The sequence below is a fragment of the Streptomyces sp. RKAG293 genome (assembly GCF_023701745.1).
In the GTDB taxonomy this organism is placed as follows: Bacteria; Actinomycetota; Actinomycetes; order Streptomycetales; family Streptomycetaceae; genus Actinacidiphila.
This window is the reverse complement of record NZ_JAJOZB010000001.1, coordinates 500,004-521,551: the sequence shown is the minus strand read 5'-3', so window position 1 is coordinate 521,551 and position 21,548 is coordinate 500,004. Positions and strand designations below refer to the sequence as shown.

Annotated in this window: 18 protein-coding genes and 1 pseudogene; 10 read left to right on the top strand and 9 right to left on the bottom strand. The window is 71.4% G+C overall.

Going from position 1 to position 21,548, the window contains the following annotated elements:
• The first annotated feature begins 119 nt into the window (after positions 1-119).
• The gene (locus LNW72_RS02245; RefSeq protein ID WP_250973745.1) at positions 120-848 is read left to right on the top strand and encodes a VOC family protein; all 729 of its coding nucleotides are present in this window, start codon (positions 120-122) and stop codon (positions 846-848) included.
• 45 nt (positions 849-893) lie between these two features.
• On the opposite strand, the gene LNW72_RS02240 is transcribed toward LNW72_RS02245, so the two are convergent.
• Together LNW72_RS02240 and LNW72_RS02235 are read right to left on the bottom strand one after the other, a co-directional pair.
• Positions 894-2,885, bottom strand: a complete 1,992-nt coding sequence (locus LNW72_RS02240) for a HEAT repeat domain-containing protein (protein WP_250973744.1) — start codon at positions 2,883-2,885, stop codon at positions 894-896.
• A 96-nt stretch (positions 2,886-2,981) separates the two neighbouring features.
• Entirely contained in the window at positions 2,982-3,605 is a 624-nt protein-coding gene (locus tag LNW72_RS02235; protein ID WP_250973743.1) for a TetR/AcrR family transcriptional regulator, read from the bottom strand.
• Between the two features lie 76 nt (positions 3,606-3,681).
• Between LNW72_RS02235 and LNW72_RS02230 the strand changes: the two genes are divergently transcribed.
• Genes LNW72_RS02230 through LNW72_RS02220 form a run of 3 tightly spaced genes read left to right on the top strand, consistent with a single transcriptional unit; the run spans position 3,682 to position 5,678 of the window.
• Complete coding sequence (locus LNW72_RS02230; RefSeq protein ID WP_250973742.1) at positions 3,682-4,374, top strand: NAD(P)H-binding protein; 693 nt, start codon at positions 3,682-3,684, stop codon at positions 4,372-4,374.
• Positions 4,371-4,799, top strand: a complete 429-nt coding sequence (locus LNW72_RS02225; protein WP_250973741.1) for a TIGR03618 family F420-dependent PPOX class oxidoreductase — start codon at positions 4,371-4,373, stop codon at positions 4,797-4,799. Before LNW72_RS02230 ends, LNW72_RS02225 begins: the two co-directional genes overlap by 4 nt.
• A gap of 6 nt (positions 4,800-4,805) precedes the next feature.
• Positions 4,806-5,678, top strand: coding sequence for a haloalkane dehalogenase (locus tag LNW72_RS02220; protein WP_250973740.1), 873 nt, complete (start codon positions 4,806-4,808; stop codon positions 5,676-5,678).
• Here the strand turns inward: LNW72_RS02220 and LNW72_RS02215 are convergent.
• Entirely contained in the window at positions 5,638-6,576 is a 939-nt protein-coding gene (locus tag LNW72_RS02215) for a LysR family transcriptional regulator (RefSeq protein WP_250973739.1), read from the bottom strand. The two genes, LNW72_RS02220 and LNW72_RS02215, sit on opposite strands and share 41 nt — an antisense overlap.
• Positions 6,577-6,760: 184 nt before the next feature.
• Here LNW72_RS02215 and LNW72_RS02210 point away from each other — a divergent pair, with 184 nt between their 5' ends.
• Both LNW72_RS02210 and LNW72_RS02205 read left to right on the top strand, forming a co-directional pair.
• Positions 6,761-7,117, top strand: a complete 357-nt coding sequence (locus LNW72_RS02210) for a DoxX family protein (protein WP_250973738.1) — start codon at positions 6,761-6,763, stop codon at positions 7,115-7,117.
• 107 nt (positions 7,118-7,224) lie between these two features.
• Positions 7,225-10,359 carry a BTAD domain-containing putative transcriptional regulator gene (locus LNW72_RS02205; RefSeq protein ID WP_250973737.1) on the top strand — a complete coding sequence of 1,045 codons (3,135 nt, stop codon included), beginning with the start codon at positions 7,225-7,227 and terminating at the stop codon, positions 10,357-10,359.
• Here the strand turns inward: LNW72_RS02205 and LNW72_RS02200 are convergent.
• Positions 10,340-11,125 (bottom strand): ABC transporter permease, encoded by a 786-nt coding sequence (locus LNW72_RS02200; protein WP_250973736.1) that lies wholly within the window; start codon positions 11,123-11,125, stop codon positions 10,340-10,342. The genes LNW72_RS02205 and LNW72_RS02200 overlap by 20 nt on opposite strands.
• Positions 11,122-12,093, bottom strand: coding sequence for an ATP-binding cassette domain-containing protein (locus tag LNW72_RS02195; protein ID WP_250973735.1), 972 nt, complete (start codon positions 12,091-12,093; stop codon positions 11,122-11,124). The genes LNW72_RS02200 and LNW72_RS02195 overlap by 4 nt, the downstream gene beginning before the upstream one ends.
• 177 nt (positions 12,094-12,270) lie before the next feature.
• Between LNW72_RS02195 and LNW72_RS02190 the strand changes: the two genes are divergently transcribed.
• Complete coding sequence (locus tag LNW72_RS02190) at positions 12,271-13,473, top strand: FAD-dependent oxidoreductase (protein WP_250973734.1); 1,203 nt, start codon at positions 12,271-12,273, stop codon at positions 13,471-13,473.
• Positions 13,474-13,586: 113 nt separating this feature from the next.
• Complete coding sequence (locus tag LNW72_RS02185) at positions 13,587-14,483, top strand: RNA polymerase sigma-70 factor (protein ID WP_250973733.1); 897 nt, start codon at positions 13,587-13,589, stop codon at positions 14,481-14,483.
• 105 nt (positions 14,484-14,588) lie between these two features.
• Here LNW72_RS02185 and LNW72_RS02180 read toward each other — a convergent pair whose 3' ends face one another.
• The 4 genes from LNW72_RS02180 to LNW72_RS02165 all read right to left on the bottom strand — a co-directional run bounded on the left by LNW72_RS02180 (position 14,589) and on the right by LNW72_RS02165 (position 18,553).
• Entirely contained in the window at positions 14,589-15,365 is a 777-nt protein-coding gene (locus tag LNW72_RS02180) for a helix-turn-helix domain-containing protein (RefSeq protein ID WP_250979988.1), read from the bottom strand.
• A 93-nt stretch (positions 15,366-15,458) separates the two neighbouring features.
• Positions 15,459-16,301 carry an alpha/beta fold hydrolase gene (locus LNW72_RS02175; RefSeq protein WP_250973732.1) on the bottom strand — a complete coding sequence of 281 codons (843 nt, stop codon included), beginning with the start codon at positions 16,299-16,301 and terminating at the stop codon, positions 15,459-15,461.
• A gap of 141 nt (positions 16,302-16,442) precedes the next feature.
• Positions 16,443-16,925 (bottom strand): MarR family transcriptional regulator, encoded by a 483-nt coding sequence (locus LNW72_RS02170; RefSeq protein WP_250973731.1) that lies wholly within the window; start codon positions 16,923-16,925, stop codon positions 16,443-16,445.
• 215 nt (positions 16,926-17,140) lie between these two features.
• On the bottom strand, positions 17,141-18,553 hold the full coding sequence (locus LNW72_RS02165) for a lamin tail domain-containing protein (RefSeq protein ID WP_250973730.1): 1,413 nt from the start codon (positions 18,551-18,553) through the stop codon (positions 17,141-17,143).
• A gap of 680 nt (positions 18,554-19,233) precedes the next feature.
• On the opposite strand from LNW72_RS02165, the pseudogene LNW72_RS02160 reads away from it, so the two are divergent.
• A pseudogene (locus LNW72_RS02160) lies at positions 19,234-20,220 on the top strand (alkaline phosphatase family protein); the annotation flags it as partial.
• Positions 20,218-21,543, top strand: a complete 1,326-nt coding sequence (locus LNW72_RS42010; protein ID WP_374117392.1) for a chitosanase — start codon at positions 20,218-20,220, stop codon at positions 21,541-21,543. The pseudogene LNW72_RS02160 and the gene LNW72_RS42010, both read left to right, overlap by 3 nt.
• The last annotated feature ends 5 nt before the right edge of the window (positions 21,544-21,548 follow it).

Genomic DNA, 21,548 nt, shown 5'->3' with positions numbered 1-21,548 from the left:
AACGCGTGCGGGCGAAAACCTGGATGCGGGTGACACAGGGTCGCTCGTAGGCTTCGTTCGACGGGCTGACGAGGCGCCCTGTCGACAGCGGTCGGTCAGTGATCGGAGATGCGCAGCGAATGACGTGCCAACTGTTCGCGGTCTGTTTCGATGCGAGCGAGCCGCTGCGGCTCGCGCGGTTCTGGTCCGGGGTCCTGGGCTGGGAGGTGATCGACGATCCGGACGACGGCATCATGCTCCTGCCCAGCGATGACACCGGGTTTCGCATCCGCTTCGTGCCGAGCCGGGATCGGAAGGCCGGCCAGAACCGGATGCACTTCGATCTGACGAGTACCTCCTTGGAGGACCAGCAGCGGACGGTGACCCGGTCGCTGGAACTCGGCGCACGGCACATCGACATCGGCCAGACCCCGGAGGAGGGTCACGTCGTGCTCGCCGACCCCGAGGGCAACGAGTTCTGCGTCATCGAGCCGGGCAACAAGTTCCTCGCCGACTGCGGATTCATCGGGGCCCTGGCCTGCGACGGTTCGCAGGAAGTCGGCTACTTCTGGAGCGAGGCGCTGGGATGGCCGCTGGTCTGGGACCAGGACCAGGAGACCGCGATCCGCTCACCGCACGGTGGTCCGAAGATCACGTGGGGTGGCCCACCGCTGGCCCAGAAAACAGGCAGGAACCGGCTGCATTTCGACCTCGCTCCCACCGCGGACGGCGATCGGCAGGCAGAGATCGACCAACTGCTCTCCCTGGGGGCCGAACGAACCGACACCGGCCAGGGCGAGGGCGGCGCGGTGGCGGTGGCGATGACCGATCCCGACGGCAACGAGTTCTGCGTACTGACGCCGCGCTAGCGGTGCCAGGTCCGGGGGAGCGCTTTGCTGCTGCCGCCGGCGGGACTACCGGCCGTCGGGTGCGGACATGGCATGGAGCGCGGCGCGCGCGGCGGCGCACAGTTCGTCGTCCTCCGGGACGGAGCGCCACGTCCCGTGCCTGACCGGGCGCTCGTCCGCGTCGAGGAACGCCCTCAGGACGGGCTCCGCCGGGGCGGCGCCCGGGCCGATCTCGGCCAGCAGCTCCACCGTCTCGACGACCGCCCGGTAGGCGCCGCCCCGTTCGGCGAACGGCGCGATCGCCCGGACCAGTACGGGGACCACCTCGTCGGCCTGTCCGGTGATCCGCCACAGTGCCTCGCCGACACGCAGCGGCAGCCAGCCCTCCTGGTGCACGGTGAGGAGTTCGCGCAGCCGCCCGGCGTACGCGGCGCCCGGCGGCCCCAGTTCCGCCAGCAGCACGGCGGCGTTCTGCTGGTCGTACGGCTCGCCCAGCTGCGGGATCAGCAGCGCCAGCGCGGGCTCCCGGTCGCCGGTCAGCCGGCCGTACGCGAGTGCCAGGCTGCGCGGCGCGAACGGCTGGTCCGCGGGCGGGGCGTCGAGCAGGGCGCGCAGCCGCTCACGCGGCACCGCCTGGGCCGCGGCCGGACCGATCGCGGCGAGGGCGTCCAGCGCCCACACGGCGGCGTGGGTGTCCAGGAGGCCCAGCAGGTCAGGGATGGCGGGGGCGGCTGCGGCCCCCCATGCCTCCAGCACCTGGCAGAGCACGCGGCGTTCGTCGAGGGCGGAGGCGGCGGCGAGCCGGGCCCGCAACGGGGGCAGCAGTACGTCGGCGTGGGCGCTGAGCCCCGCGGCGACCTCGGTCAGGCTCAGCTCGTACGTCCACCAGCCGTCGGCGTGGGACGCGTGGTACGCGAACCCGAGCCGCGCCTGGGCCAGTCCCCGCACCAGCGGTGGTACGCACCGCACGTCACCGATCCGGGACAGCGCCCAGATCGCGTGGGACCGGGCGGGCAGGTACGGCTCTCCGTCGTCCGTCACCATGGCCGCCAGCGCGTCCGCCCAGGGACGGGCGGCGTGCCCGCACATGCCGAGGACCCGGGCGGCGAAGAGCCGGTTGTCGGGCTCGGGGTCGGACAGCGAACGGGCCACGGCCGGAAGCAGCTCCGGGACGGCGGAGCGCCGGCGGCTGAGCGCCTGCGCGGCCGCCCGCAGCGCGCCCGCGCGCACCGAGGGGTCGGGGTGGCCGAGCAGCCGGTGGGTCGCGGCTGCCACTCCCGCCCGGTCCTCTCCCAGCAGGCCGACGGCCCAGACGACCGTCGCCTCGGCCGTACCGCGGCCCGGCCGCCACATCGCCGGTTCGCTGCCGGACAGCACGTCGGCCACCGTCCGTGCGTACGCGGGGTCGTCCCGTCCCGGCAGTGCGCGGCGCAGGGCCTGCACCGCGGCGAGGCGTACGGAGGGCTCGGCGCCGTCCATGAGCTCCCGCAGCCAGCCGACCGAGAAGCCCCGCTGTTCAGCGGCGTGGACGATCAAGGAGCCGACCGCGTCGATGAGCCGGAGTCTCGTCCGTGGTGTGGACTCCAGGGCCCACCGTGTCCGCAGCGCCGCGATCACCTCGTCGGCCCGTTGGTGGGCCTGCGCGAGGGCGTCAGCGACGGCGGCACGGTGCACCGCCACCGGATCGTCGAGCAGCCGCAGCAGGTCCGTCACCGCCCGGTCCCACGCGGCGGGCCAGGCCGCGGAGACGAAGCGGGGTGCCGCGGTGTTCGCCGCGTCGGCCAGCGACTCGACGAGGTCCAGGAGCTCCAGGCGGACCTCCCCGGCGATGGCCGGGTCCGCCGCGGCCGCGACGACGTACGCGAGAGCGGCCGGAGCCGAGGAACAGACCGCGCCGCCCTGGTGGTGCACGTGCGTCAGCAGATCGTCGGCAGCGGCCGCGGCCCGGCCCGGCCGGTAGAGATCCCGCAACATGCCCGGCACGTCGTCGGCCGCGCCGTAGGCGTGCCGCAGCGCCGCCCAGTCGACGTCGCCGAGCCGCGCGAGAGCGTCGCTCATCGGTAGCCCCCCTCGACCTGCGCCGCGACCACGGGTTTCACGCTCATGCCACCGGATTCTCCCGGTTTCCGGGTCGCAGCACCGCGTACTTGGTGGCTATCCCCGGGGGGCTGCTCTGGTGGTTGCCGTGGTGCGCGTCCTCGGGGTCAGGGCCGCGCGCAGTGCCGGGGTGAGGACGTGGCGGGTCTCGGAGGGGGTGAGGGCGGCGGGGGTGGGGAGGGGGTTGAGGTAGCGGGTGTAGATGAGGCCGCCGAGGATCGTCACCACGGCCGTGGCGCGGGCGGTCGCGTCCCGGCCGCCGAGAAATTCAACAAGCCGGGCCAGCAGCTCCTGTTCCAGATATTCGCGGATCACCTCGGCGGACTCGTCGCCCTGAGCGGTGAGCTGGCGGAAGTCGGCGTCCTCCCACAGATCCGTCACGGCGTCGATCAGGCGGTCGGGGAGGGTGGCCGGGTCGCCGACGAGGACGTCGTCCACTGCCAGTGCGTTGGCGCACTGGAACTGCATCACGTCCGCGAACAGGCCTTTCTTCGAACCGAAGTGGTACGCGATGAGTGCCGCGTCGACCCCGGCGGCGCCGGCCACCGCGCGCAGGGTGGTGCGCCGGTAGCCGCGCTCCAGGAACAGCGCACGGGCCGCCACGACGATCGATTCGCGGGTCGGCGGGTTGCCGCGCGGGCGGCCGCGCGTGCGTGCGGGGGAGGGGGCGGTGATATTCATCAGCGTTGAGCTTGCGATTCATGATCGGCACAGTCAAGGGCGTTCCGGAAACCACACGGAGGGATGACCCGACATCATGCGTATCGCAGTCTTCGGCGCCAATGGACCGACCGGCCGCCACCTCACAGAACAGGCCCTCGCAACCGGCCACGAGGTCGTCGCCGTGACCCGCCGCCCCGGCTCCATCGCCGAGCGGCCCGGCCTGACCGTGGCCGTCGCCGACGCCACCGACCCGGCAGCCGTCGACGCCGCGATCGGCGGGACGGACGCCGTCCTGTCCGCGCTGGGCGCGCGCTTCAGCAAGGAGACCATCACCACGTACTCCGCGAGCGCCACCGCCATCACGGAGGCCATGCACCGGCACGGCATCAAGCGGCTGCTCGCCGTCAGCTCCAGCATCGCCGACCCGGACTGGCGTCCCAGCGGAGCGCACTTCTTCAACCATGTGCTGGACCCGCTGGTGAACCGACGCCTCGGCCGCACCCTCCACGAGGACATGCGCCGCATGGAGGCCGTGATCCGTCGGACGGACCTCGACTGGACCCTCGTGCGGCCGTCCGGCCTCTTCGAGCACCCCGTCGTCACGGGTTACCACACCGAAGAGACCAGCGCCGACGGCGTCTTCACCGCCCGTGCCGACCTCGCCGCGAGCATGCTGCGCGAGCTGGAGGAGCGGTGGTACGTGCGTACGGCCATGGGGGTCGTCACCACGGACGTGAAGCCGAACATCGCCAAGCTGATCTGGAACGAGGGCGTGAAGAAGAAGTGACCCGGGCGACCGTTGAACTCCCGGTCGTCACCAGGGCGTTCTTCGCCCGTCCGCACACGGCCACCTTCACCACCCTCCGTCCCGACGGCACCCCGCACGTCACGCCCGTCCGCTTCACGTTCCACGCGACCACGGGTCTTGCCCGGGTGACCACCCGGGCGGGAGCCCGCAAGGCCCGGAACGTGGCGGCGGGCGGCCCCGCGGCCCGGGTCGCGCTCTGCCAGGCGGACGGCTTCGACTGGGTCACCCTCGAAGGCCGTGCGGCCGTCACCGACGACCCCGCGCGCCTTGCCGAGGCGGTCCGCCGCTACACCGTCCGCTACCGGGCGGCGCCGCCCGCCCCGCCGGACCTGGTCGTCATCGAGATCGCCGTCGACCGCGTTCTGAGCCTCAACCTTCCCCTCCCCGTACTGAAAGCGAAGTGACCCGAGATGCCCACCCTTCCTGTTCTCGACTCCACCGTCCACTACCGGGAGTCCGGCGACCCCGACGGGCTGCCGTTCGTCTTCCTCCACGGCAACCCCACCTCCTCCCACCTGTGGCGGAACGTCCTGCCGGGGGTGGCCGCGCCCGGCCGCCGCCTGCTGGCCCCCGACCTCATCGGCATGGGCGAATCCGGCAAGCCGGACCTCGCCTACTCCTTCGACGACCACGCCCGCTACCTCGACGCCTGGTTCGACGCGCTCGGCGTCACCGAGGCGGTCCTCGTCGGCCACGACTGGGGCGGCGCGCTCGCCTTCGACCGTGCCGCCCGCCTGCCGGGCACCGTCCGCGGCCTCGCCTTCACCGAGACCATCGTCAAGCCGCTGGTCGGCGATGAATTCCCGGCGACCGGACGGGAGTTGTTCACCCTCCTGCGCACCCCCGGGGTGGGTGAGGAGATGATCCTGGAGAAGTCACTGTTCATCGAGGGACTCCCGGGCACGCTCACCACCCCGCTCGACCCTGCCGACCTCGATGTCTACCGACGCGCCTTCCCGACCCCGCACAGCCGCCGGCCGGTTCTGGCGTGGACGCGCATGATGCCGCTGGACGGCGAGCCCGCCGACGTCGTGGCCCGCATCGAGCACTACGACGCCTGGCTGGCCACCAGCCCCGACGTCCCCAAGCTGCTCGCCGCGTTCGAGCCGGGCCCGGGTGCGATGACCGACCAAGGGGCCGTGGCCTGGTGCGAGAAGAACATCGCGGGCCTGGAGGTCACCCGCCACGGCCTGGCCGGCCACCACTCCCCGGAGGACCGCCCCGAGGAACTGGCCGCGGCGATCAATGCCTGGGCCGACCGCCACCGGCTGACCCGCCCGTAGTCGCGTTGGGGGGTCTGGTGTCCAGGCAGCAGCGGACGAAGTCCTGGATGACGGGGTCGGTGTCGTCGGCGGGTGCCCAGGCGACGCCGACCTGGCTGGGGCTGACTCCGCTGACGGGTCGGTAGCTGACGCCGGGGCGGGCATAGAAGCGGGCGGCGGACTCGGGGGCGAGGGCGACGCCGTAGCCGTTGGCGATCGCGCTGAGCCAGTCGTCTGGTTGGTCGGTGACTGCGCCGATGCGGACCGGGTGGCCGTCGCGTTCGTCGGTGGCCAGCCAGTGGTCCCGCCACCAGCCCGATTCGGTTGGGGCTGCCACGAACGGCTCGTCCCACAGGTCCGGGAAGGGGATCAGGTCGCGGGTGGCGAAGGGGTGGGCCGCCGGGAGCGCGACCCAGCGGGGCTCGGTGAACAGCGACTCCACCCGCAGGGCGTCCTGGCCGGGGAAGGGCAGCCGCAGCAGGGCGACGTCGACATCTCCGCCGGTGAGCCCGGCGCTCGGGTTCGACCATGAGGCCTGCCGCATCTCCACCCTCCAGCCCGGCCGACGGTGGGTGAACGCCGCGATGATGTGCTGGGTGGCCTCGTTGGCGGCGCTGGCCATGAAGCCGATCCTCAGCACGCGAGCTGCCCGGCCCGCCGCGCCCTTCGTCTCCCGCAGCACCTGGTCCCAATCGGCCAGCAGGGCGGGTACCCGCTCCGCCAGGGCACGGCCCGGTTCGGTGAGGGCCATGCCGGCCCGGGAGCGGGTGAACAGCGGGACTCCGAGCTGGGCCTCCAGGTGCCTGATCTGCTTGGTCAGGGCCGGTTGGGAGACGAAGAGCCGTTCCGCGGCGCGGGTGAGGTTTCCTTCCTCGGCCACGGCGACGAAGTAGCGCAAGAGCCGGGTGTCGACATCCATGCCGTCAGGTTATCGATGCAGGTATTGGACGCGGGACCGGGGCGCGGCGAGGGTTGATGAACAAGCGGGCAACGGCCCGCCCCCGTGCACCGACGATGACGGAGACGCCATGCCAGTCCCGGTACCCCTACCTCTTGATGCCCTCGGTACTCACCGCGTTCTCGGCTGAACGGAGGGCGTGCGCATGTTCATCGCCTTCGCCGTCGTCACCGTCATCACGATCGTGCTCAACGCTGGAATCGCCATTGCTGACTTCTCAAGGGCCGGGTTCGTGCTCGCCAACTCGGCTGAAGTCGGCCTTCCACCGTCCCTGCTCCCGCTGCTCGCCACGCTCAAAGCCGCCGGAGCTGTCGGGCTCCTGCTCGGGCTGCTGGGTGCTCAGTTCGTCGGCATCGCCGCCGCGATCGGACTGGTGCTGTTCTTCACCGGCGCCCTCGCCGTCCACTTCCGTGCCCGGGTGTTCTACAACATCGCCTTTCCCGGTGCCTACTTCTCCGCGGCCGTCGCATCGCTCGTCCTCGCCGTCATGAGAATTACGTAGGTGGTGGCCGGCCGGGGGCGTCCAGGGTGCTGGGGGCGGTTGGCGTGTCGAGCAACGGCCGGAGGCTGCGGCGTCCGCCCGGCCGGCGCCTTGGCTAATCTGCACGGGTGATGACCGACCTGAGCCTGCTGCCCCGCGTCGCCTATCGCGGGCAGGAGGTCACCGCGCCCCGGCTCCGCGGGCTCCTCGCACTGCTGGCGGGCGAGTTGCGCACGGGCTGCAGCACCGAGCGGCTGGTGGCAGGGCTGTGGCCGGACGAGTTGCCGGAGCGGCCGGGAAAGGCGCTGCAGGTCCTCGTGTCCAGGGCGCGGGCGCAGCTGGGCCCCGACGTCATCGCCAGCACGCCGGCCGGGTACCGGCTCACCCTCGCCGAGGAACGGGTCGACAGCTCCGCCCTGTTGCTGCATGCCACCGCGAGCGCGGACCGGGCCAGGGCCGGGGAGCACGCGGCATCGCTGGCTGCTGCCGAGGCCGGGCTCGCGCTGTGGAAGGACACCCCCGACGAGGCCGGCGACACCTACGACCCCGTAGCCGCGTTGCGCACCGCGCGCGTCCCCGTCCGCGACACGCTCCTACGCGCGCGGGCGCTCGCGCTCGCCCGGCTGGGGCGGCACGCGGAGGCGGCCGGGCCGCTGGCCGTGGCCGCTTCGGAGCATCCGCGCGACGAGGAGGTACTCGCCGAGCTGCTGCGCGGCGAGGCGGCGACGGCGGGCCCGTCCACCGCGCTGACGCGCTACGAGGCGTACCGCCGTGAGCTGCGCGACGAGCTCGGCACCGATCCGGGCGCCGGTCTCCAGGCCGTGCAACAGGAGCTGCTGCGCGGCGAGGCACCCGCCGTCCGGCACGGCGTACCGCACGAGCCGAACCCGCTCCTGGGCCGGGAGGAGGACATCGCGGCGGTGGAGCGATTGCTGCGCGCTTCCCGCGCTGTCACCGTCAGCGGCCCCGGCGGCCCCGGCGGCCTCGGCAAGACCCGGCTCGCGCACGCCGTCAGCCGCCGGGCCGAGCAGCGTGTGGTGTATTTCGTGCCACTCGCGGGCGTCACCGCGGACGCGGACGTGACCGCGGAGGTGGCCTCCGCGCTCGGCGCGGGCGAGGGGCGGCCCGGCGCCATGAGCGGCCATGCACCGGCCGACCCGGTGTCCGGCATCCTCGGTGTGCTCGGTTCCGGGCCCGCGCTGCTGGTCCTCGACAACTGCGAGCAGGTCATCCGGGGCGCCGCCGACCTCGTGCAGGCCCTCGTCTCGTCCTCCGGGGACCTGCGGGTGCTCGCCACCAGCCGGGCTCCCCTCGGCCTGACGTCGGAGGCGGTGTACGCGCTGCCGGAGCTCGGCCTCGACACCGCGGTCGAGCTGTTCACGCAGCGGGCCCGGGCCGCCCGGCCCGGCGTGGAGCTGCCACCGGACGCGGTCGCCGAACTGTGCCGCCACCTCGACGGGCTGCCGCTCGCCGTGGAGCTGGCCGCGGCGCGGGTACGGGTGCTCTCGGTGCCGGAGATCGCCCGCCGCCTCGGCGACCGGTTCGCGCTGCTGCGCGGCGGGGCGCGGGACACACCGGAGCGCCACCGCACGCTGCACGCGGTCGTGGAGTGGAGCTGGAACCTGCTCCCGGAGGACGTCAGGAACGCGCTGCGCACGCTGTCCGTCTTCCCCGGCGGTTTCTCCGGCGAAGCGGCGGAGCAGGTGCTCGGCGAGGACACGCTGTTCCTGCTGGAACAGTTGGCCGGTCAGTCGCTGCTCACCGTCGCCGACACCCCGGTCGGCGTGCGGTTCCGGATGCTGGAGACCGTACGGGAGTTCAGCGCGGCCCGGCGAGCGGAGACCGGCGGGGACGAGGAGGCCGTCGGCCGGTTCCTCGCCTGGGCGCGGGACTTCGGGGTGGCGTATCACGACGTCCTCTTCAGCTCGGAACGGCCGGCCGCCTGGGAGCGGATCAGGGCCGAGCAGGACAACCTCGTGCTGGCCCTGCGGCACGCCCTGGCCCGTACGGACGGCCCCGCCATCGCCGCCCTCACCGCCGTCCTCTCCGCTCTGTGGTCCACCGCCTCCGACTTCCCCCGTCTCGCCGCCCTCGTCGAGGAGACCGGCCCGCCGCTGTCGCACTACCACCCCGGACCCGAGTACGTCGAAGTCGCCCGCGCCGCGGCGGTGTTGGGTACGGCGACCGTGTTCATGGGCCCCGGCCCGCGCGCCCTACGCCAGCTCGTCACCCTCCGGCGGCTGCCCCTGGCCCCGCCGGACACGCTGCTGCGCGCCATCGCGGTCGTGCTGAGCGCGGTTCCCGAGATGCTGCCTCCCGACTACGCAGTGCTGCGGGCACTCTGCGACAGCGAGCAGCCGCTGGTCGCCGGCCTCGCCGAGTGCGTCGCCTGCTACGTCTGGGAGTACGAGCACGACATCGACCGCGCGCTGGACTCGGCCCGCCGGATGGTCGTCGCACTGGCGCCGGTCGACAATCCGTCCGTGCGGCTCACGGTGCACTCCCGGCTGAGCGAGCTGTGCTTGCGGACGGGGCAGGGCGAGGAAGCGTACGAGCATCTCCAGGCGGCGCTCAAGGTGCTGCCGTGGCTCGGCGACGGGCACGACTACATCGGCATCCGCTCGCTCCTCGTCCTCGCCTGCCTGCAGCGCGACGACCCCGAAGAGGCCGAGTACTGGCTGCGGCAGGCGGAGGGCGACGACACCCCGCAGCAGGACACCTTCTACCGGCCGGACCTCGGCGGGCGCGCCGAGATCGCGCTCGCCCGCGGACTGACGGAGGTCGGGCTGGGACTGTGGCGCAGCGCTGTCGAGGGCATGCTCGCGGCCGGCTCGATGCACGGCGGCGACGCCTGGCGCGACCCGTGGGCGTTGCAGATCCAGTCGGTGCTGGTGACGGCGCACGCGCACGCCGGCCGTCTCGAGCTGGTCGCGGACCAGGTCGACCGGCTGTGGCAGCGCCTGCGGAACCTGCTCACCGGTCCGCTCGGCCCGTCGGAGCTACCGCTGCTCGGGACGGTGCTGCACGCGCTCGGCATGGCGGGGCTCGCGTCCGGCGACGCCTCCGCCGTACGGATGATCGCGCTGGCCGAACGGCTGCGGGTGCTGCGCGAGTTCCAGCCGACGATGTCGGCGGACCGCGCCCGGCAGGCGGCCGAGGAGGCCGACAGGGCGGCGTACGCCGACGCGGTGTCGGAGTACGCCGCCCTGGGGCGGGACGAGCTGCGGGCGGCGGCCCGAGCGTTCACTTCGGGTCGCGGTTGAACGACGCCGTCGACCAGCGGTAGCCGAGCGCGGTCAGGCCGACGCACCACACGATCGCGATCCACCAGTTGTCGCCGATCTCGGTGCCGAGCAGCAGGCCGCGCAGGGTCTCGATGGCGGGCGTGAACGGCTGGTACTCGGCGATGGGCCGGAACCAGCCCGGCATCGTGTCGGCCGGGATGAAGGCGCTCGAGATGAGCGGAAGCAGGATCAGCGGCTGTGCGCTGTTGCTGGCCCCCTCGGCGCTCGGGCTGGCCATGCCCATCCCGACCGCGATCCAGGTGAGCGCCAGCGAGAACAGCGCGAGCAGCCCGAGCGCCGCCAGCCACTCCAGAGCCGTGGCGTCCGTGGACCGGAAGCCGATGGCCACGGCGACGGCGCCGACGAGGACCACACTGGCGATGCACTGCAGCACACTGCCGACCACGTGCCCGACGAGCACCGAGCCGCGGTGGATCGCCATCGTGCGGAAGCGGGCGATGATGCCCTCGTTCATATCGGTGGAGACCGACACCGCGGTCCCGATCACAGTGCCGCCGATGGTCATCATCAGGATGCCCGGGACGAGGTAGGCGATGTAGTCGGAGCGGTCGGCGCCGCCGATCCCCGTGCTCATCACGTCTCCGAAGATGTAGACGAAGAGCAGCAGCAACATGATCGGCGTGAGCAGCAGGTTCAGGGTGAGGGACGGATAGCGGCACGCGTGCAGCAGGTTGCGGCGCAGCATCGTGGACGAGTCGCGGACGGCGAGGGAGAGGGCGCTCATCGGACATTCTCCTTGGGCTGGTTGGGGACGGTGGTGACGGCTGTCAGGGCGAAGAAGACGTCGTCGAGGTCGGGGGTGTGCACGGTCAGTTCGTCCGCTTCGATGCCTCTCGCGTCCAGCCAGTCGAGGATGGCGCGCAGCTCGCGCTGGCTGCCGCCGCTGGGGATCTGCAGCGCCAGCGCCTCGTCGTTGCGAGTGGCGTCGCGCAGCGCGACGGCGGCGGCCTGGTACGCGGCCGGGTCGGAGAAGCGGAGGCGTACGTGCCCGCCGGGGACCAGCCGCTTCAGCTCCTCGGCGGTGCCCTGGGCGGCGATCTTCCCGTCGCTCAGTACCGCGATGCGGTCGGCGAGTTCGTCGGCCTCCTCGCGGTACTGGGTGGTGAGGAAGACGGTGACGCCGCCCGTGACGAGTTCGCGGATGATCTGCCACATGTTGTGCCGCGAGCGGGGGTCGAGGCCGGTGGTCGGCTCGTCGAGGAAGATGATGCGTGGGCCGCCGACGAGGGTCATGGCGAGGTCCAGGCGGCGTTTCATACCTCCGGAGTACGTCGAGGCGGGCTTCTTCGCGGCCTCGGTGAGGTCGAATTGCTCCAGCAGTTCGGCGGCGACCCGCCGTCCCTCCTGCTTCGGCAGGTGGTGCAGGTCCGCCATGAGGAGCATGTTCTCCTCGCCGGTGATGAGGCCGTCGACGGCGGAGAACTGTCCGGTGACGCCGATCGTGGCGCGCACCGCCTGCGGGTCGGTGGCCAGGTCGTGGCCGCCGACGTGGAGGGCGCCGGCGTCGGCGGTGATGAGGGTGGAGAGGATCTTGACGGCGGTGGTCTTGCCCGCGCCGTTCGGGCCGAGCAGGGAGAAGACCGTGCCGGCCGGCACCTCCAGGTCGATGCCGTCGAGGACCGTCTTGACCCCGTAGGCCTTGCGCAGCCCCTTGGCCGCGATGGCGAGTGCGTGCGATGTCGTTGTCGTCATGCCGCAGAGCGTGCGGCAGGGCGCATTCAGCGCGGTTTCACGCTGGTTTCAGCGCCCTGGAACCGGGGTGCCCCGGCCCGCGCTCCACCCCCGTGGAGTGATCTGGCTCACAAGCTGTCACAGGGGCTCATCAGGCGGTGTCTTGTGCCCGAATCGCTGGAAACGATGGGAGACACCGTGACTGGGAAGAGCAATGTGGTCGTGATCGGCGGCGGATACGCCGGTGTCATGGCGGCCAACCGCCTGACGCAGCGCGACGACGTGACCGTGACGCTGATCAACCCCCGCTCGACCTTCGTCGAGCGGATCCGCCTGCACCAACTGGTGGGCGGGTCCGACGACGCTGTCGCCGAGTACGGAGACGTCCTGCGTGCGGGGATCGAGTTGGTGGTCGACACCGTGAGCGGGATCGACGCGGCCGAACGCGGCGTGACGTTGGCATCGGGCGGCACGGTCGGCTACGACTATCTGATCTACGCGGTGGGCAGCGGCAGCGCCGACCCTCGCGTGCCTGGAGCGGCCGAGTTCGCCTACCCGATCGCCAGTCTGGAGGAGGCGCAGCGGCTGCGGCCGGTCCTCGACGCCGCGCCCGCGACGGCCGCGGTGACGGTGGTCGGAGCCGGTCCCACCGGCATCGAGACCGCCGCCGAGCTGGCGGAGGCCGGCCACACCGTGACCCTGGTCTGCGGTGGGGTGCTCGGCCCGTATCTGCACCCCCGGGGCCGGCGTTCGGTCGCCAGGCGGCTGGCGAAGCTCGGGGTGACCGTGCTCGACGGCCCCGGCACGAAGGTCACGAGGGTGGCGCGCGATGCCATCGAGCTCGGCGACGGCCGCACCCTGCCGAGCGCGGTGACCGTCTGGACCGCCGGCTTCGGTGTGCCGGACCTGGCCGCCCGCAGCGGACTGAGCACCGACGCCCTGGGCCGGCTGCTCACGGACGAGACGTTGACCAGCGTGGACGACGAGCGCGTCGTCGCGGCCGGGGACTCCGCGGCACCGTCGGACCTGCCGCTGCGGATGAGCTGCCAGGCCGCGATGCCGCTGGGCGCGCGGGCCGCCGACACGGTGCTCAGCCGGATCGCGGGGGAGCAGCCCTCGCCCCTCAACCAGGCGTTCGCCGGCCAGTGCATCAGCCTGGGCCGCCGCGCCGGCATCTTCCAGTTCGCCCACCGGTACGACGTCGCGCTGTGGTTCCACATCGACGGTCGCTCCGGTGCGCGGCTCAAGGAGTTCGTGTGCAAGGGGATCGTCAAGCATCTGGCCGACGAGGCGGGCAAGCCCGGCTCGTACAGCCTGCACCGCGTCTCCGGAGGCGCCAAGCGCCAGCAGTTGCTGCGGGCCCGGCGCGACGAGGCACCGGCCACCGCGGACAGGCCCTAGTCCGGCACCCGTCGGATCGAACGGTTGCCGACGGATGAGAATCTTGCTGTGGATGCACGCTTGAAGGCCGTCGGTAACCCGGGCGGCCGGCCGCGAAGGAGAGGGGTCGAGACATGAGCGACCAGGCCACTGACCCGGCGACCAAAACGTTCGTCGCCCACCGCAACCTGCTCTTCACCGTCGCCTACGAGATGCTCGGGTCGGCGGCCGACGCCGAGGACGTCCTCCAGGAGACCTGGCTGCGATGGGTCAAGGTCGACCTGGAGGAGGTGCGCGACCAGCGCGCCTACCTGGTCCGGATCACGACCCGGCAGGCGCTCAACCGGCTGCGCGCGATGAGTCGCAGGAAAGAGGCCTATGTCGGCCAGTGGCTGCCCGAGCCGCTGCTCACCGCCCCGGACGTGGCCGAGGATGTCGAGCTCGCCGAGAGTGTGTCGATGGCGATGATGCTCGTCCTCGAGACGCTGTCACCGACCGAGCGCGCCGTCTTCGTGCTGCGCGAGGCCTTCGACGTCACCTATGACGAGATCGCGGCCGCCGTCGACAAGAGCCCTGCGGCCGTCCGCCAGATCGCCCACCGCGCCCGCCAGCACGTCGATGCCCGCCGCCCCCGCCAGATGGTCTCCCGGAGCGAGACCCGGGCAGCCCTGGAGTCGTTCCAGCGCGTGCTCGAAACGGGGAATCTGCAGGAGCTCCTCGACGTACTCGCCCCGGAGGTCGTCCTGGTGAGCGATGGCGGCGGCGTCAAGCGGGCCGCACTGCGACCGATCATCGGCGCGGAGAAGGTGGGCCGCTTCATGGCCGGTGGTCTCGGCAAGAACAAGAGCCCGATCACCTTCGCTCCCACCATGATCAACGGCAACCCGGCACTCCTCGTGCACCTGGACGGGGAGCTCGACGGCATCATGGCGGTCCGCATCGAGGACGCCCACATCACCGGCCTCTACTACGTCCGCAACCCCGAGAAGTTGTCCCGCGTCGCATCCGAGACCCCGCTCACCCTGCGATGAACAGCGGTGGGGCGACAGCCGCCTGGGGAGATCGGACGGAACAGTGACGGTGCGGCGAGGCGCGGACGGACGGTGCGCAGCCCGTCACGGGGTCACAGGGGCCGGTCACAGGGGTGCAGGGGTCCGGGCCGGCCATGAAGCGGGCCACGCGACGTCGTCGATGGCGAGCCACGGCGCGGCGGCCACGGCTGAGGGCGTGAGCCCGGTGAACGCCTTGACTTCATGGCTGAGGTGGGACTGGTCGACGTAGCCGCTGTCGGTGGCGACGCCGGCGGGGGCGAGGCCCGCCGCGAGGAGGTGGGCGGCGTGGTCGAACCGCACCAGCCGGGCGGCGCGCTTGGGTGTGATGCCGAGCTGGGACCGGAAGCGGTCCGACAGGCGCTTGCGACTCCAGCCGGTCTCCTCCGCCAGGCCGTCGACCCGCATTCGCCCCCGGCTGGTGAGCGTCCGCCGCCAGCTGTGGGCGACCTCCGCATCGACCGTTGGGCGGCGGTCCGTCATCCGTCGGCCGAGGATCTCCGCGGCGATCGCGAAGCGGTCGTCCCACGACACGGCGGCGCGCAGTCGGTCCTCGGCCTGCTCGGCGTCGTAGCCCCAGACATCCCTGAGGGACTCCACCGTCCCGCAGAACTCGATCGACGAGCCGAGCACCGCGGCCGCCGCGACCGGGTCCAGCCGGATCTGGAGGCACGCGCCCACCCGGCCGGATGCCCGAAGATCTCCGGGGAGGAGCCCGACGATGACACTGCCGCGCCCCTGTCGGCCATGGGAGCCGTAGACGAGGCCTTCTCCATCGCTGAGGTCGACGAGCAGGGTGACGGACGGGTGCGCGACCATGGCGATGTCCACGAAGCCGGGGACACGTTGGCGGAACCCGGCCATGCTGATGCCCGGCAGGCGGTCCGACGGGCGGGGGACCGCGATGTCCACGCTCGCCCAGTCGAATGGGGCCTCGGTCGGTAACACGCAACCAGCCTAGTCCTTCGAGGGGATCACGGATGAGGCGTCAGCACCCATTGCTGCGAAGCCCAGCAGCAGTTGGCCGGTGATCTCGGGCGCCTCCCACAGGGGTATGTGGCCGATGCCCGGCAACATCTCGAGCCGCGCGTTCGGTACCGCGTCGTACCGGTGCGCCGACGACGGGTCCCAGCGGGGATCGGCGCTGCCGAAGACCACCAGCACGGGGACATCAAGGGCGGCCAGACGCTCGGGTACGTTCCGTTCGGTGAGGTACGCGAGGTTCCGGCGCAGCACCGTCCGGAACGCCCGGTAGGTGAGGTCGCGTAGGTCGGCGACCACGTCGTCCGGGATGTCGACCGGGCGAGCGAGCGTCGCGCCGAGCCCTTTGCGGATCATCGCGTCCGAACGCCGCGGCCACAGGAACGGGCCGAAGGGCGGGGCCAGCATGACCCGCAGGATGACCGGCTGCGGAAGGAACGCATCGATGCTCGGGCCGGTGCTGATCAGCGCGAGCGACCCCACCAGGTCGGGGCGCTGCTCCGCGAGCGCGGTGGCGACGTAGCCGCCGCTGGAGTGCCCGACCACGCTGACACCACGGAGCCCGGCATCGTCGAGCAGCGCCGCCACCCGGCCCGCCTGCACGGGCACGTCGTAGGACGCCGCGGGCGGTGACTGGCCGCACCCGGGGAGGTCGACCCGGATGACGTGATGGTGACCGGCCAGTGCCGGGACCAACGGACTCCACGAGGTGCCCGAGGCACCTGATCCGTGGATGAGCACCATCGGTGGCGCCTGCCGGGGGCCGTCGTGGACCACGTGCATTCCGTGCGCGGTGTACTCAACGTCGTCCTCATGCATGCACAGCATGATGCGGGGGCTGCCGACCACCGGTCTTGTACAAATGTCGTCGCGGAGGTGACGACCGCATGCGCCCTTCGTCCGGGCGCTGCGCGCCGGACAGGTGGCCGGGGCGTTGCTGCCGGACGTCGCTTCGCGGGGTCAGGAGGTCCGGGTGTGGTGGTCCAGCAAGCGGGTGAGCAGCTCCACGAACTGGTCGCGTTCGGCCTGACTCAGCGGCGCGAGCAGTTCGTCGTGGAGGGCGTCCAGAACCTTGTCGAGGCGGCGCAGGTGACGGCGGCCCTGGGCGGAGATCGTGATGATGTTGCGGCGCCGGTCGTCGGGATCAGGGCCACGTTCGACGAGGTCCCGCTCGACGAGTTCGTTGAGCACGCCGACCATGTCGCTGCTGTAGACGCCGGTGCGCCGGCTCAGCGCCGCTTGACTGGCCGGCCCGTATTCCTGCAGTGAGGCGAGCGCGGCGTAGTGCCACTTGCGGGCGTCGGCCTGGGCCAGCCCTTCGGTGATCAGCCGGTCCGAGCGCGTGGACAGCTGCGACAACAGTCGGCTCGCCCGTTGACGCAGCCTGTCGGGCGTCTGGGGCACGCCGTCATCGGGCAGGTCGGCAGCTTCGGCTCTGGTCATGGCGCCCATCCTACCCATTGCGTTAGTTCCACTAGCGATATACGGTCACTCGCGCCGACACAGCTCCGAGATCCATCCCGGCACGGTCCACGGCTTCACCACGTCCGACACCCCGGGGGAACGGCACGAAGGCCGTGGTCCTCGTGGACCACGGCCTTCGTCGGTACTCCGCCGTCACTACGGGGTGACGGCTGCCCCGTCACGTCCAGTCGGCGTCAGGGAGTGCAGTTCAGGGTGCCGGCGCGCAGTGCGTGGCCGCCGTCGTTGCTGTCGTCGGACCAGAGGACCGGCTTGTGGCCGCCGGTGCAGGTCGTCTGGGGAGCGATGGCGAAGCCCTCGTTGTTGTAGTTGCCCATCCCGGTGGGGCGGTTGTAGGTGTGGGTGACGGCGAACTGGCCCTGGGCGTTGATGTCGAGGGTCGAGGAGTGGCCCTGGCAGGTGTCGTCGCAGACTGCCCACAGGTGCCCGGTAGCGGGCTCGAACTCCAGGTCCATCACGCTCGGGAAGCCGCTGGCGATGGTGGCGATACGGGTGTAGCCGCCGCCGGACAGGTTCAGGGCGTACGCGTAGACGGTGCCGTTGGCCTCGACGCCGGCGAAGAACAGGCCGCTGCCGTGGCCGGGGTAGGCGGCCGGGTTGTAGGTGGCGCCGGTGTGTTCGTCGCGGAAGCCGTGCGCGGTCAGGAAGGTGTCCGGGATCCACGAGATGCCTTCGGGCCCGGAGTTGGCCGGCAGGGAGGGCAGGTCGGAGGCGAGGTTCCACTCGGCGGTCGCGTTCAGCGAGGACGCGGTGGAGGAGGCGTTGAAGCGCAGGATCTTCGGCAGGCTGGTGGAATCGTGGCTGCCGTCGCGTTCGGTGGCGACGAACAGGCCGTCGGGGGTGACGACCACGCCCTCGGCGTCGGGGTCACCGCTGCCGCCCGCGTAGCGCAGGGCCTTGCCCGAGGACCAGCCGCCGGCCGTGTCGGGGCGCCACGTCGTTCCGTTGGGCACCAGCCGGTAGAGCTTGCCCGGACCGTTGTCCACCGCCCACAGCACACGGGGGCTTTCGAAGGACAGGCCGCTGAGGTTCTCCCCGAAGACGTTCGAGGCGTCGGCGACGGTGACCGCCGAGCCGCCCGGCCAGGCGGTGTCGGAAGGCTGCCCGCCCCCGCCGCAGGCGTTCGCCGTGCCCTTGGTCGGGGCGGTCGTGGTGGTGAACGCGCCGATGCCGTCCGCGCACCGCCCGTAGGTGGTGGTGGCGTGGGAGGTCCAGGTGTAGGAGTCCACCAGGGTGGAGCCGTCCGCCGTGAACAGCCGCGCGGAGTCCGAGCTGCCCAGGCCGAACGACGACTCGACGTTCAGCGCCAGGAACGCGTGCGGGGCCAGCGATGTGCCGGAGGGGATCTTGTAGGAGTGGGAGTTGTCGTTGTCCTTGACGATCCACTTGGACACGTCGACCGCGGCGGTGCCGGTGTTGACGAGTTCGATCCAGTCGCCGGGGCTGCCGTCGCTCGACTCGACCTCGTTGATCCGCACCGTGGACGGGGCTTGCGCCGAGGCCGGCGCGCCGGACAGGCCGAGGGCGAGCCCGAGGACGGTCAGGGCGGCGGCGGAGTTGCGGACTTGTCTGCGCCAGTGTGTACGCAAGGTGGCCGGTCCTCATTTCGGGAGTCGGGCAGGGGGAAGCGCGCTCGCGCTCCCGGCGAAGCTTCGGGCATGCCGGCGTCCAGGGGCTGAGCGGGCTGCGAACGGCGCGGGTGACTTACGGAACGGGCTTGCTTCCTGTCCCCGGCCGCCGGATCTGCTTCGGTGAATGTCTGGTTCGGTGAACGCGGTGAACACGATGAACGCGGCGACAGGGCGAACACCGTGACACGGCGGAAACGGAGCGTCCCGGGTAGGGCCCGTGCTGCGGGCTCCGGGACACCTCACCGCCGCGGTTGTTCATGCCGGAATGGGGCGCTCGGGGGGTTTGCGCAGTCAGGGTCACGGTCGCCGCGTGCCCTGACCTTGCCGTGTCCCGTGATTCCCCTTGGGAGACATCTGTTAGTTAACTTTCCTATCCGGAAGAACTATCAGCGCTGCCGACACCTCGTCAAGAGGCTGCGCCAAGTCCAAGCGGACCGCTTGACAGGGCATCGTCGAGCCGCGTAAGAATCCGGTCAGCGGCTCGGCGCGGACGTTCCGAACCTGACGCGCTCACCTGCATCCGTGTGGATGCAGCTGACCCGGCCGTCGCGGTCGTAGTCCGCCATGCCTGTTGCCGTAGTGCCGCATGTCCCGCACGCGTTCACCACCCCGCGCGTGCTGGCTCGCCGCCCTGCCGGATGTCGCTCAGGCGCTGCTCAGGTCCATCGCACCGACAGCATTTCCCGCCTGTTCAAGGAGATCAGCATGACGCCTCCCTACCCTCCCCTGCGCTCCCGGCGCGCCGAGCCCCCACCCGGGGGCACGGGGCACACGCGCGACGCGGCGAGCGGTCCCGGCGCGCCCTCATCGCCGCCGGCATGAGTGTGGCAGTGGGCCTGCTCGGTCTGACCGCGACGGCCATGGCGTCCTCCGCCGGCACGAAGGGCACGGCGGCGTCCCCGGCCGCTGTGACCGCCAACGGGATCCCCCAGTTCGACCACGTCGTGGTCGTGACGGAGGAGAACAAGTTCTACGAGGACGTCGTCGGCAGCGCCAACGCCCCGTACATCAACTCCCTTGCCGCTCAGGGCGCGTCGTTGTCCAACATGCACGGCACGACACACCCCAGCCAGGGCAACTACATCGCGCTCTTCTCCGGCTCCACGCACGGCGTCAACGACGACGACTGTCCGCACGACTACACCACGGACAACCTCGGCAACCAGCTCCTGACGCACAGCCGCACCTTCGTCGGCTACTCCGAGGACCTGCCGGCCGACGGGTCGAAGGACTGCGGCGACGACGGAAGCAGCGGCTACGCCCGCAAGCACAACGGCTGGGTCGACTTCACCAACGTCCCGGCGGCCTCGAACCTGCGCTACAGCCGCTTCCCCACGGACTACAGCAAGCTCCCCGACGTCTCGTTCGTGACGCCGAACCTCGACAACGACATGCACGACGGCACCGTCAAGCAGGGTGACGCCTGGCTGAAGAAGAACTTCGACGGCTACGTCCAGTGGGCCAAGACGCACAACAGCGCACTCATCCTGACCTGGGACGAGGACGACGGCGACGACTCCGACAACAAGATCGCCACCATGGTCGTCGGCGCGAACGTCAAGAAGGGCGCCACCTCCAGCACCAAGTACAACCACTACTCGATCCTTCGCACGCTGGAGGACATGTACGGGCTGCCCGCGCTGGGCAGCGCGGCCACGGCGAAGCCGATCACCGACATCTGGGACGTGACCGGCACCCCGCCCACCACCCCGCCCACGACGCCCCCCACCACACCGCCCACGACGCCGCCTTCCGGGTCGGTGAATCTGGCCAAGGGGAAGCCGACCACCACCTCGTCCACCGAGAGCACGTCGTACTCCGGCGCCAAGGCCGTGGACGGCAGCGCCACCACGCGATGGGCCAGCAAGGAGGGCTCCGACGCGCAGTGGATATCGGTGGACCTCGGCGCCGACACCGCGCTCAGCCGCGTCAAGTTGAACTGGGAATCGGCGTACGGGAAGTCGTACAAGATCCAGACCTCGACGGACGGCAGCACCTGGACGACGGCCTACTCCACGACCACCGGCAACGGTGGCACCGACGACCTGACCGTCAGCGGTCACGGGCGCTACGTGCGGATGTCCGCCAGCCAGCGCGGCACGGCCTACGGCTACTCGCTGTACGAGTTCGAGGTGTACGGCGCCGGGTCCGCCACCACGCCCCCGACGACACCGCCCACGACTCCTCCCACCACCCCGCCCACGACTGCCCCGACCACACCGCCCAGTGGGTCGAGCGCCGACCTGACGGACCCGCACAAGAAGGAGATCGCGATGGAGCTCGTCTCCAGCGCGGAGAACTCCTCACTGGACTGGAAGTCGCAGTACACCTACATCGAGGACATCGGTGACGGCCGCGGCTACACCGCCGGGATCGTCGGCTTCTGCTCCGGCACCGGGGACATGCTCGACCTCGTCCGGCACTACACCGACCTCAAGCCCGGCAACGCCCTGGCCGCGTACCTCCCCGCGCTGGAGAAGGTCAACGGCAGTGCCTCGCACACCGGACTGGACCCGAACTTCGAGGCCGCCTGGCACACCGCCGCCAAGGACACCGTGTTCCAGCGGGCGCAGAACGACGAACGCGACCGGGTGTACTTCAACCCGGCCGTCAGCCTGGCCATGTCCGACGGCCTGCACGCACTCGGCCAGTTCGCCTACTACGACGCCATCGTGATGCACGGCCCGGGCGACGACCCGACCAGCTTCGGCGGCATCCGCAAGACCGCCATGAAGAAGGCCAAGACCCCCGCCCAGGGCGGAAACGAGACAACGTACCTCAATGCCTTCCTCGACGCCCGCGCGGCGGCGATGAAGACCGAGGAGGCGCACAGCGACACCAGCCGTGTCGACACCGAACAGCGCGTCTTCCTCAACAACGGCAACCTCAGCCTGAATCCGCCGCTGCAGTGGAAGGTGTACGGCGACCCGTACACGATCAACGACTGATCCAC

Bases quoted from the DNA above. Each gene is read 5' to 3' on its own strand.
- LNW72_RS42010 (WP_374117392.1), top strand. From the start codon at position 20,218: ATGTACGGGCTGCCCGCGCTGGGCAGCGCGGCCACGGCGAAGCCGATC.
- LNW72_RS02240 (WP_250973744.1), bottom strand. From the start codon at position 2,885: ATGAGCGACGCTCTCGCGCGGCTCGGCGACGTCGACTGGGCGGCGCTG.
- LNW72_RS02215 (WP_250973739.1), bottom strand. From the start codon at position 6,576: ATGGATGTCGACACCCGGCTCTTGCGCTACTTCGTCGCCGTGGCCGAG.
- LNW72_RS02245 (WP_250973745.1), top strand. From the start codon at position 120: ATGACGTGCCAACTGTTCGCGGTCTGTTTCGATGCGAGCGAGCCGCTG.
- LNW72_RS02185 (WP_250973733.1), top strand. From the start codon at position 13,587: ATGAGCGACCAGGCCACTGACCCGGCGACCAAAACGTTCGTCGCCCAC.
- LNW72_RS02200 (WP_250973736.1), bottom strand. From the start codon at position 11,125: ATGAGCGCCCTCTCCCTCGCCGTCCGCGACTCGTCCACGATGCTGCGC.
- LNW72_RS02230 (WP_250973742.1), top strand. From the start codon at position 3,682: ATGCGTATCGCAGTCTTCGGCGCCAATGGACCGACCGGCCGCCACCTC.
- LNW72_RS02220 (WP_250973740.1), top strand. From the start codon at position 4,806: ATGCCCACCCTTCCTGTTCTCGACTCCACCGTCCACTACCGGGAGTCC.
- LNW72_RS02195 (WP_250973735.1), bottom strand. From the start codon at position 12,093: ATGACGACAACGACATCGCACGCACTCGCCATCGCGGCCAAGGGGCTG.
- LNW72_RS02175 (WP_250973732.1), bottom strand. From the start codon at position 16,301: ATGCATGAGGACGACGTTGAGTACACCGCGCACGGAATGCACGTGGTC.
- LNW72_RS02180 (WP_250979988.1), bottom strand. From the start codon at position 15,365: ATGGCCGGGTTCCGCCAACGTGTCCCCGGCTTCGTGGACATCGCCATG.
- LNW72_RS02170 (WP_250973731.1), bottom strand. From the start codon at position 16,925: ATGACCAGAGCCGAAGCTGCCGACCTGCCCGATGACGGCGTGCCCCAG.
- LNW72_RS02210 (WP_250973738.1), top strand. From the start codon at position 6,761: ATGTTCATCGCCTTCGCCGTCGTCACCGTCATCACGATCGTGCTCAAC.
- LNW72_RS02235 (WP_250973743.1), bottom strand. From the start codon at position 3,605: ATGAATATCACCGCCCCCTCCCCCGCACGCACGCGCGGCCGCCCGCGC.